This window comes from Paroceanicella profunda, assembly GCF_005887635.2.
Classification (GTDB): Bacteria; Pseudomonadota; Alphaproteobacteria; order Rhodobacterales; family Rhodobacteraceae; genus Paroceanicella; species Paroceanicella profunda.
In genome coordinates this window covers 295939-306745 of sequence record NZ_CP040818.1, presented here as the reverse complement: position 1 = coordinate 306745, position 10807 = coordinate 295939, and the positions used below count along the sequence as shown (strand labels likewise).

The 10807-nt window shown below is 72.6% G+C and carries 9 protein-coding genes; 5 read left to right on the top strand and 4 right to left on the bottom strand.

What is annotated here, in order from left to right:
- The first annotated feature begins 322 nt into the window (after window positions 1-322).
- Window positions 323-1990, top strand: a complete 1668-nt coding sequence (ggt, locus tag FDP22_RS01290) for a gamma-glutamyltransferase (RefSeq protein WP_138578781.1) — start codon at window positions 323-325, stop codon at window positions 1988-1990.
- 14 nt (window positions 1991-2004) lie between these two features.
- On the top strand, window positions 2005-2964 hold the full coding sequence (locus FDP22_RS01285; RefSeq protein ID WP_205910828.1) for a 2-hydroxyacid dehydrogenase: 960 nt from the start codon (window positions 2005-2007) through the stop codon (window positions 2962-2964).
- A gap of 184 nt (window positions 2965-3148) precedes the next feature.
- Here the strand turns inward: FDP22_RS01285 and FDP22_RS01275 are convergent, their stop codons facing one another.
- The 4 genes from FDP22_RS01275 to FDP22_RS01260 form a co-directional block, all read right to left on the bottom strand.
- The gene (locus tag FDP22_RS01275; protein WP_138578779.1) at window positions 3149-3967 is read right to left on the bottom strand and encodes an ABC transporter permease; all 819 of its coding nucleotides are present in this window, start codon (window positions 3965-3967) and stop codon (window positions 3149-3151) included.
- Between the two features lies 1 nt (window position 3968).
- A complete protein-coding gene (locus FDP22_RS01270; protein ID WP_138578777.1) occupies window positions 3969-4901 on the bottom strand; it encodes an ABC transporter permease in 933 nt (310 codons plus the stop codon).
- On the bottom strand, window positions 4898-6010 hold the full coding sequence (locus tag FDP22_RS01265) for an ABC transporter ATP-binding protein (protein ID WP_138578775.1): 1113 nt from the start codon (window positions 6008-6010) through the stop codon (window positions 4898-4900). The genes FDP22_RS01270 and FDP22_RS01265 overlap by 4 nt, the downstream gene beginning before the upstream one ends.
- Before the next feature lie 92 nt (window positions 6011-6102).
- Complete coding sequence (locus tag FDP22_RS01260; protein WP_205910827.1) at window positions 6103-7161, bottom strand: ABC transporter substrate-binding protein; 1059 nt, start codon at window positions 7159-7161, stop codon at window positions 6103-6105.
- An 84-nt stretch (window positions 7162-7245) separates the two neighbouring features.
- Between FDP22_RS01260 and FDP22_RS01255 the strand changes: the two genes are divergently transcribed.
- The 3 genes from FDP22_RS01255 (at window position 7246) to FDP22_RS01245 (ending at window position 10740) form a co-directional block, all read left to right on the top strand.
- A complete protein-coding gene (locus FDP22_RS01255) occupies window positions 7246-7893 on the top strand; it encodes a helix-turn-helix domain-containing protein (RefSeq protein WP_239031835.1) in 648 nt (215 codons plus the stop codon).
- Between the two features lie 322 nt (window positions 7894-8215).
- Window positions 8216-9508 carry an NAD(P)/FAD-dependent oxidoreductase gene (locus FDP22_RS01250; RefSeq protein ID WP_138578773.1) on the top strand — a complete coding sequence of 431 codons (1293 nt, stop codon included), beginning with the start codon at window positions 8216-8218 and terminating at the stop codon, window positions 9506-9508.
- A 476-nt stretch (window positions 9509-9984) separates the two neighbouring features.
- Window positions 9985-10740: an SDR family NAD(P)-dependent oxidoreductase gene (locus FDP22_RS01245; RefSeq protein WP_138578771.1), complete on the top strand. Its 756-nt coding sequence runs from the start codon at window positions 9985-9987 to the stop codon at window positions 10738-10740.
- Window positions 10741-10807 lie beyond the last annotated feature (67 nt).

Sequence of the window (10807 nt, the reverse complement as noted above, 5' to 3'; positions counted from 1 at the left end):
GCGATGCCTCGGCTCCCGGCGGCAGCCCCCGACCTGCAGCGCGCCGGCCCGGCGGCATCCGCCTCGCCGCGAGGCCTCCTGGGTCATCCCTCCTCTCCCTCTCCCTTCAGGCCGGCCGTGCCGCAGGGTGCCCGCGTCGCCGGGAGGCTGGCCGCGCCCGGTGCCGGGGCCTCGCGACGGGGCAACGGCCTCCGGAGCCCGGGAGCGCGACGGCTCCGGCATGGCATCCGGAGACGACATCCCCTTTGGCAAAGCCGCGCGGCTCGGCTAGGTCTGGGAGGCGCCCGGGCGGTCCTCCGGGCGGTCAGTCCCGGGGAAGTCCATGTCCGATCCAGCCGCGCCGCTCACCTTCACCTGCGAGAAGCGCCCCGCCACAGGGGCCGGGGGCATGGTCGTCACCAATCACCCGCTCGGAACGCTGGCCGGGCAGCAGGTGCTCGCCGAGGGCGGCAACGCGGTGGACGCGGCGGTGGCCGCGCTCATGGCGCTCACCGTGGTGGAGCCGATGATGGTGGGCGTGGCCGGCGGCGGCCTCGCGCACATCCGCCTGCCCGGCGGCGAGCACGTGGTGGTGGACGCGCTCTCCACCGCCGCCGCCGCCACCCATCCGGAGATCTACGAGCCGGTGGAGGAGCCCGACGCCACCTTCCCCCCCACGAAGGACCGGCGCAACCTGGTGGGCGCCTCCGCCGTGGCCGTGCCGGGAAACCTCGCCGGCTGGCACCACATGCAGACGCGCCACGGCCGCCTATCCTTCGCCGACGTGGTGGCGCCGGCCATCGCGCTGGCCCGGCGCGGCTTCACGGTGACGGATTACCTGGCCGGGGCCATCGCCAGCCAGGCCGCGGACCTCGCGGCGGACCCGGAGATCGCCGCCGTCATGCTGCCGGGCGGCGCGCCGCCGCAGCCCGGCGCGCGCCTGGTGATGGGGGACTACGCCGCCAGCCTGGAGCTGATCGCGCGCGAGGGAGCGGCGGCGCTGCACGGCGGCGCGCTGGGGCGGGCGCTGTGCGACCGGCTCGCCACCGGGGGCGCGGATGCGGGCTATGTCACGCTGGCCGATCTCGCCGCCTACCGGCCGCTGGAGCGCGCGGCGATCTTCGGGCGCTACCGCGGGCATGACATCGTGGGGCCGCCGCCGCCGGCCTCCTCCGGAGTGCACGTGGTGCAGATGCTCAACATGCTGGAGGGTTTCGACCTGGCCGGCATGGGCTTCGGCAGCCCGGAGCTGCTGCACCTCCTCGCCGAGGTGATGCGCGTGGCCTTCGAGGACCGGCGCGCCGCCTCCGGCGACCCGGAGTTCGTGGATGTGCCGGTGGCGCGCTACATCTCGCAGGCCCATGCGCGCGCCGGCCGCGCCCGGGTGCGCGCCATGGGCGGCATTGCCGAGGCGCCCCAGCCGGCGGAAAGCCGCGACACCACCCATGTCACCGTGGCGGACCGCGACGGCATGATCGTCTCGGCCACGCACACCATCAACGGGCTGTTCGGCGCGCGCTTCATGGTGCCGGGCACCGGGATCATCCCGAACAATTACATGTGCAACTTCGACCCCGTGCCGGGCCGCGCGCTCTCCATCGCGCCGGGCAAGCGGGTGCCCACCTCCATGGCGCCGATGATGGTGCTGAAGGACGGCCGGCCGGTGTTCGCGCTGGGCCTGCCGGGGGCGGTGCGCATCTTCCCCTCCGCCATGCAGGCCATCGTGAACCTGCTGGACCACGGCATGGACTTGCAATCGGCGGTGGAAGCGCCGCGGATCTGGACCCAGGGCGGCGCGGTGGAGATCGAACCGGGCTATGCCGGCGCCCGCGCCGCGCTGGAGGCGCGCGGCCACCAGGTGCGGGTGGAGCCGCATATCGGCGGCGGCATGAACGCCATCGCCTTCGCCCCGGACGGCATGATGACCGGCGCCGCCTGCTGGCGGGCCGACGGCACGGTGGGCGCGCTCGGCGGCGGGCTGGCCCGCCCCGGCGTGCGCTTCGCGATCTGATGGAGGGGGGCGGAATGACCCGGGTGGTGATGCTGGACCCGGTTGCGCCGGAGCGGCTGGCGCGGGTGGCGGCCCTCCTGCCGGAGGGATGGGAGATCGGCACCGCCGCGAGCCGGGCGCCGCGGGACCAGCTTGCGGCGCTCACCGGCGCGCGCTTCGCCATCACCGGCGACGTGCCGGTGACCGCGGCGATGATGGAGGTGCCCGGTCTCGCGGCCGTGCACAAGTGGGGCGTGGGCTATGACAACATCGACTGCGACGCCGCCCGGGCGCACGGGGTGCGGGTGCTGCGCACCACCGGCTCGAACGCGGTGGCGGTGGCGGAAACCGCGCTGGGCATGATGCTGGCGCTGGAGCGCAACATCGTGCGCGGGCACGTGGCCCTGCGCGGCGGGGCCTGGGCGAAGGGCGCGCTGGCGCCCACCTCCGGCACGCTCTCGGGCAAGGTGGTGGGCATCGTGGGGCTGGGGCACATCGGCACGGCGCTGGCCCGGCTGCTGCGCGGCTTCGGCTGCGGGCTGCTCTACACCAAGCGCCGGCGCCTGCCGGCGGCGGAGGAGGCGGCGCTGGGCGTGCGCTACGTGCCGCTGGACACGCTGCTGGCGGAGGCGGATGTGGTGTCGCTGCACTGCGCGCTCACGCCGGACACCACCGGGCTGATCGGCGCGGCGGCGCTGTCGCGGATGAAGCCGGGCGCGCTGCTGGTCAACCTCGCGCGCGGCGGCGTGGTGGACGAGGAGGCCCTGGCCGACGCCATCGAGGCCGGCGCGCTGCGCGGGGCGGCCACCGATGTTTTCGCGGTGGAGCCGATGACGCCGGGCCACCGGCTGGCGCGGCTGGACCGGGTGATCGTGACCCCGCATCTCGGCGCCGTCTCGGCGGAGAGTTTCGAGCCCACGCTGCGCCGGATCTTCGTCAACCTCGCCGCCATCGCCCGCGGCGCGGCCCCGCCGGAGCATGACGTGGTGGTGTGATCCGCGCCCTGCGCGGACCCGGTGGTGCGGACCCGCCCTGCGCGGACCCGGCCGCGCGGAACCGCCCTGCGCAGGGCCCGGCTTGCGCGCGCCCGGCTTGCGCGCGCCCGGCTTGCGCGCGCCCGGCCTGCGCGCGCCCGGCTTGCGTGCGCCCGGCTTGTGCGGGGGCCGGCCGCGCGGCGCTTCAGCCGCGCCCGCCCTTGCGGCCGCCCAGCATGACGGAGACCACCAGCAGCAGCACCGAGAGCAGGATCAGCATCGAGGAGATGGCGGCGATGGTGGGGTCCACCTGATCCCGCAGGCCGGAGAACATCCGCCGCGGCAGGGTCATGTTCTCGCCCCCCGCGATGAAGACGGAGATCACCACCTCGTCGAGCGAGGTGATGAAGGCGAAGAGCGCGCCGGAGATCACCGGCCCGCGCAGCTGCGGCAGGGTGACGGTGCGGAACGCCACCCAGCGGCTGGCGCCGAGGCTGCGCGCCGCGCGTTCCTGCGCCGGGTCGAACTGCTGCAGCCCGGAGGTGGTGGTGACCACCACGAAGGGCAGGGCGAGGGCGGCATGCGCCAGCACCAGCCCGGTCACGGTGTTCACCAGGTCCACCCGGGCGTAGAGGTAGAACACCCCGATGGCCAGGATGATCACCGGCACGATGAGCGGGCTGATCAGCATCAGGCTCACCAGCCGCGCCCCGCGCAGGCCGGACTGGTTCAGCCCGTAGGCCGCCGCCACCCCCACAGGCGTGGCAAGCAGGGTGACGAGGGCCGCCACCTTGAAGGAGGTGAGCGTGGCCCCCACCCATTCGAGGGAGGCGAAATAGGTCTCGTACCAGCGCAGGCTGAACCCCTCGGGCGGGAAGCGCAGGTAGCGCGAATCCGAGAAGGACATCGGCACCACCACCAGCACCGGCGCCACCAGGAAGGCCAGCACCAGCACGGCGAAGAGATAGAGCCACAGCCGCCCGAGATGGGTGACCTGGGTCTCGGACGCGGGGGAACGCAACATCTCACAGCCCTCCGAAGACGCGCTCGATGCGCGTGACCCGGCCCAGCAGCCAGAACAGCGCCACCGTGATGCCCAGCAGCACCACGCCGAGCGCGGAGGCGGCGCCCCAGTCGAAATACATCGCCGCGTTCTGCTGGATCTTCATCGACACCATGATCACCTTGCCGCCGCCCAGCAGCGCGGGCGTGACGTAGAAGCCCAAGCACAGCACGAAGACGAGCAGGCTGCCCGCGATTACCCCGGGCAGCGACAGCGGGAAGAACACCGTCCAGAACGCCTTCACCGGCCCCGCGCCCAGGTTCGAGGCCGCGCGCATCAGCGACACGTCCACCGCCCGCAGCGAGGAGACCAGCGGCAGCACCATGAAGGGCAGCATCACGTGCAGCATGCCGATCACCGTGCCGGTGTAGTTGTTCACCAGCCGCAGCGGCGTGTCGATGAGGCCGAGGTCGATCAGCCAGCCGTTGATCAGCCCGCGGCGCTGCAGCAGCACCATCCAGGCATAGGTGCGCACCAGGATCGAGGTCCAGAACGGCAGCATCACGAAGATCATCAGGATGGCCGCCGCGCGCTGCGGCATCTGGCTCAGCAGATAGGAAAGCGGGTAGCCCAGCAGCAGCGCCAGCGCGGTGACGAGGAAGCTGATCTGGAAGGTCTGCGCGAAGATGTTGCGGTAGGCGGGCTCCAGCAGCCGCTGGTAGTGCAGGAAGGTGAACTGCCCCTCGGAGACGAAGGACAGCCCGAACAGCCAGCCCACCGGCAGGAACACCAGCGCCCCCACCAGCAGCAGCGCCGGCAGGGACAGCGCGAAGAGCGAGAGCCGGTCGCGCAGCTCCTCCCGGCGGATGCTGCGGGCCTGGGCGTGCGCGTCGAACAGCCCGTCCCGGGCCTGTGCGTCATGCGGGAAGGCGGAGGTGTCGGGCAGGGAGGTCATGCGGGGCGCTCCGGCACGAGAATGGTGTCATCGGCGTGCAGCGCGAGGGAGATCCGCTCCCCCGGCGCGGGCATGCGCGTGAGGATCTCGCGGCGCGTGGTGCGGCGCAGCGTGATGACGCTGCCCTCGCCGATGTCGATCTGCGCCAGCAGGGTCTCGCCCTGGTAGATCACCGAGCGCAGCAGGCCGGAGAACAGGTTGTGCTCCGCCTCCATGCCCGGTTCGGCGAATTCCAGCTTCTCCGGGCGGATGACGAGGAAGGCCGCGTCCGGCTCCGCCCGCGTGGCCTTCAGCAGCGTGCCGCGGAAGGCGTGGCCGCCGGCGGCGGGGGTGACGGGCAGCAGGGTGGATTCGCCGATGAAATCCGCCACGAAGGCGTTTGCCGGCCGCTCGTAGAGCGCGCGCGGCGTGTCCACCTGCGAGACCCGGCCGCGGTCGATCACCACGATGCGGTCCGACATGGTGAGCGCCTCGCGCTGGTCGTGCGTCACGTAGACGGTGGTGATGCCGAGCTTGTCGTGCAGGGCGCGGATCTCGATCTGCATGCGCTCGCGCAGGTTCTTGTCGAGCGCGGAGAGCGGCTCGTCCATCAGCAGCACCCGCGGCTCGAACACCACGGCGCGTGCCAGCGCGATGCGCTGCTTCTGCCCGCCGGAGAGGGCGGAGATGTTGCGCTCCGCGAGGTGGGTGAGCTGCACGAGGTCCAGCGCCCGGCGCACCTGCGCGCTGATCTCGGCGCGCGAGAGGCCGCGCAGCTTCAGCGGATAGGCCACGTTTGCCGCCACGTTCATGTGCGGAAACAGCGCGTAGTTCTGGAACACCATGCCGAAGTCGCGCTTGTGCGGGGCGACGCGGGTCATGTCGGTGCCCCCCACGGTGAGGCGGCCGCTGCTGGGCCGGGTGAAGCCGGCCAGCACCATCAGCAGCGTGGTCTTGCCCGAGCCGGAGGGGCCGAGCAGGGTGAGAAACTCGCCCGCGCCGATCTCCAGGCTCACCTCCTCGAGGGCGTGGAACAGACCGTAGGTCTTGGTCACGCCCGAAATGGTGATGGGTTCGGCCCGGGGCGCAGGGGCCGGGGCGTCTGACAGCACGGCGGCAGGACGTGTCATCCGGGGTCTTCTCCTGATGCGGGTGCCTTGGGGAACGCGGCCGGCGCGGGGCCGGCCGCGATGTCTGGCGTGGGCGGGGGCCGCCGCCGGGCTCAGCGGGTCATGAAGGCGTCCCAGCGCTCCTGGATGGCCGGGCGGTGCTCGGCCCAGTAAGCGGCATCCGTGGGCAGCTGCGAGGCGATGTTCTCCGGCGCGGAGGGGCTGATCGCGGCCTGCTCCTCGGTGATCTTGCCCTGGTCGAAGGCCAGCGAGGTGGTGGGCCCGTAGTTGATCAGCCCGGGGATGTTGGCCTGCAGGTCCGGCGCCAGGATGCGCGCGAGCACCTTCATCGCCAGGTCCTTGTTCGGCGCGCCCTTCGGGATGGCCAGGCAGTCGAGCGAGAGGATCGCCTGGTTGAAGGTCTGCTCCGCCGGCACGCCGGAGGCCTTCACCGCGTCCAGCCGGCCGTTCCAGATCGCCTCCATGTCCACCTCGCCATCGGCGATAAGCTGGGCGGACTGGGCTCCGCTGGTCCACCACACGTCGATGTGGGGCTTGATCTCCTCCAGCTTGGCGAAGGCGCGGTCCACGCCCTCCGGGGTCTTCAGCACGGCGTAGACCTCCTCGGGCGCGACGCCGTCGGCCATGAGCGCGATCTCGAGGTTGCCGCCGGGGGTGTTCTGCAGCGCCCGGGCGCCGGGGAAGCCCTCCACGTCCCAGAAATCCGCCCAGCTCGTCGGCTTGGCCTCCAGGAACTCGGGGTTGTAGGCCAGCGTGGTGGAATAGTAGATCGTGCCGGCCCAGGTCTTCGAATAGGCGGTGTCCTTGAACCCCTCGGTGGAAATGATCGAATAATCCAGCGGTTCGAACAGGCCCTCCTTTTCAGCCAGGGCACAATCGTTCAGCCCCAGGTCCACGATGTCCCAGGTCACGGCGCCGGTCAGCACCTGGGCGCGCACCTGGGCGATGCCGGTGAGCGTGTCCTCGCGGATGGTGATGCCCAGCTCCTTCTCCACCGGGTCCAGCAGCGCCTTGCGCTGTGCTTCCTGGTAGGTGCCGCCGTAGGATGTGAACGTGAGACTGTCCTGTGCGACAGCGGCGGTGGCGAACCCCCCGAGGGCGGTCAGCCCGCCGGCCATCAGCGCCGCGTAGGCGGAGAATGCATGCTTCATCGGTCACCCTGTTGATTTTCAGTGTTGTTGAAATTTTGTCCTGATTGTTACAGCTTGAAGCACGAATCATGGAGTTGTCAAATTTTGCAAATCAAAAGTTCCGTGCCGCGCAGCCCGGGCGCCCGTCAGGCACCGGACGGGGAGGATGCGCCCGCCGGCGGGCAGGGCGGGGTGCGGATCGGCGCGCGGCTGCGCGACCGGCGCAAGCTGCGCCAGCTGTCGCTGCAGGAGGTCGCCGGGCGCGCCGGCATCTCCGTCGCGCTGCTCAGCCAGGTGGAGCGCGGCATCTCCGCGCCCTCGCTGGACACGATGGTGGCGGTCTGCGCCGGGCTGGACATGCCGGTGAGCTGGCTGTTCGACAATTCCGACCCCGCGCAGGCCGTGCCCGAGGAGGCCTTCATCGTGCGCCGCGCCGCGCGCCGGGTGCTGGACCTCGCCGCGCATGGCATGACGAAGGAGATGCTCACCCCCGACGCCTGCCGGCAGGTGCAGATGATGCGCATGCTCATCCGCCCCGGCGGCTCCAGCGGCGAGGCGCCCTACAACCACCCGGAAGGCGCGAAATGCGGCACCATGCTGGCCGGCGCGTTGTGGCTGGAGGTGGACGGCCGCGCGCATGTCCTGCGCACCGGCGACAGTTTCGCCTTCGACGCCACCGCGATGATCCGCTTCTGGAACGAGGGACCGGCGGACGCCGAGGTGATCTGGGTGGGCAGCCCCGCCTTCTACTGACGCAACGCGGGGCGCCCGATCGCTCCCCGCGCAAGCCCGCCGGTTCCGCCGCTCCGGGCCGGACCGCCCTCGCCGGCCGGCGCCTCTCCGGCAGCGTCCGGCACGCTGACCCCGCCGGCCCCCGCCGGCATGCTGACCTGCCGGCCCCCGCCGGCAGCCTGCTTTCCCGGCGGCTGCCGCCGGTGGGCAGGGTTCCGCGACCCTGCGCGGAAACCGAGACGTGCCTGCCCCGGCCCGCGAGCCGGACCCCGCCAAGCCCGGTCCGGCGGACCGGACCATTCCCGGCCCCGGCCGGCAGCGCCCAGAACGAGGACCCGAAGCGATGATTCCCGAAGAACGCCCCGTCGTGGCCGACAGTCTCTACACCGCGACGGCCAACACCCCGCCGGACACCCCGCCGCTCACCGGCACGCAGGAGACCGATGTCGCGATCGTGGGCGGCGGGTTCACAGGCCTGTCCACGGCGCTGCATCTCGCCGAGCGCGGGGTGAAGGCCACGGTGCTGGAGGCGCAGAGCCCCGGCTGGGGCGCCTCGGGCCGCAACGGCGGCCAGGTGAACCCGGGCCTGAAGGAGGACCCGGAAACGGTGCTGGCGCGCTTCGGCCCGCAGATGGGCGACCGGATGCTGCGGCTGTCCTCCGGCGCCCCGGACCTGGTGTTCGACATCATCCGCCGCCACGGCATCTCCTGCGACGCGGTGCAGCCCGGCTGGGTGCAGCCCGCGCATGACGCCGCCTCGATGAAGGTGATCACCGAGCGGGTGCGGCAGTGGAACGCCCGCGGCGTGCCCCTGCGCCTGCTCGATCGCGCGCAGACGCAGGCGATGATCGGCTCGGAGGCCTATGTCGGCGCGCTGTTCGACCCGCGCGGCGGCAACCTGCATCCGCTGAACTATGCCCTGGGCCTGGCGGAGGCGGCGCAACGGCTCGGCGCCACGGTGCACGGGCAGTCCCGGGTGACCGGCCTGTCGCGTGACGGGGCCACCCATGTGCTGCGCACCGCCTCCGGCGTGCTGCGCGCCCGGCGGGTGGTGGTGGCGACGAATGCCTACACCGACGGGCTGGCGCCGCCGCTGGGCCGCACGCTGGTTCCGGTGCGCTCGGTGCAGGTGGCCACGCAGCCGCTCTCCGACAACCTGCGCCGCTCCATCCTGCCCGCCCGGCAGGCCGTGGCCGACACCCGGCGGGTGATGGTCTATTACCGGATGGACGCCGACGGGCGGCTGCTGATGGGCGGCCGCGGCGCCTTCGACGACCGGGGCACGGAGCGGCTGTTGCAGGTGTTGCGCGACGTGTCCACGGACCTGTTCCCGCAGCTCGGCACACCGGACTGGGGGCATGCCTGGGGCGGGTTCCTGGCGCTCACGACGGACCATTTCACCCATCTCACCCCGCTGGGGGAGGGCATCCTCTCCGCCACCGCCTACAACGGCCGCGGCGTCGCGCTCGCCACCGCCATGGGGGGCGTTCTGGCCGACTGGGCCACCGACCGCCCGGTGTCGGCGCTGGATTTCCCGGTGACGGACATGCGCCCGATCCCCTTCCATTTCCTGCGCAAACCCGCGGTGCAGGCCACCATCCAGTGGTACCGCCTGCGCGACGCGCTGGGGTTCTGACCGGACCTCCCTCGAGCGTTCTCCGCCCCGCGAAAGCGGCCCCCCGCCCGGATGTGCCTCCCCGGCAGCCGGGCGGGGGGGCGCGGCGCGGGTGGGGGCGCGCGCTGTTCCCGGCACCGCGAAACGGGCCGGAGCGCGGGGTGCGGACTGTCCCTCCGGCGCGGCTGCGGGGGCGCACGACCGGGCCCCCGCGCCAGGTGCTCCGCATCGGCTGCCGCGCCGGCGCATGTGGCCGGGCGGATCCGGCCAAGCCCGGGGTGGGGTATCGGAGCGCGGGGGGGGCGTCCGGGGTCGGAGGAAGCTCACGTGCCGGTGGGGCGACAGCGCCTTGCACGGGTCCGAGCCCCCCTGACGATTGCGGATGCCCCCGTGTGTCCGGACATGCCCGCCACGGCGATTGACTGGGCCCGCCCCGCCGCCTAGCGTGGTGAACAATTCATACACATTGGCAAGCGATACGCGGCCGGAGGCATCCCATGACCCAGATCACCCGATTGACCGGCCGCACGGCCATCGTGACCGGTGCGGCCGGCGGCATCGGCCTTGCCACCGCCACGCGCCTGCAGGCGGAGGGCGCGCGGCTGGTGATGGCCGATCTCGACGCCGGCGTGCTGGCGCGGGCGGCGGAGCTGGGCGCCACCGGCCTCGTGTGCGACATCGCCGCGCCGGGCACCGGCGCGCGGCTGGTGGAGGCGGCCGGCGGCCGGGTGGACATCCTGGTGAACAATGCCGGCATCGGCGGCGCGAAGCCGCTCGCCCAGTCCGATGACGCGAATGTGGAGCGGCTGTTGTCGGTCAACCTCGGCGCGGTGATCCGGCTCACGCGCGACGTGCTGCCGCATCTGGCCCGGCCGGGCGGGGCCATCGTGAACACCGCTTCCATCTTCGGTGAGGCCGGCTACCCGGGCAAGGTGGCCTATGCGGCGGCGAAGGGCGGCATCAGCCAGCTCACCCGCCAGCTCGCCACCGATCTCGGCCCCGAGGGCATCCGGGTGAACGCCGTGGCGCCCGGCTGCATCGACACGCAGATGACCCATGACTGGATCGAATCCGACGCCTACTACCGCGCTGCCGTGGTCCGCGCCGCGCCGATGCGCCGGGCCGGCACACCGGCGGAAATCGCCTCCGTCACCGCTTTCCTCGTCTCCGACGACGCCTCCTTCGTGACCGGCCAGGTGATCGCGGTGGACGGCGGCTGGCTGATCGGCCGCCACCCGGAGCCCTTCGACTGAGGACGCCCGGGGCCGGTGTTCAGCCCGGGGGCACGAGGAGAACGCGCCGGTGCATGGCGGCTTCCGC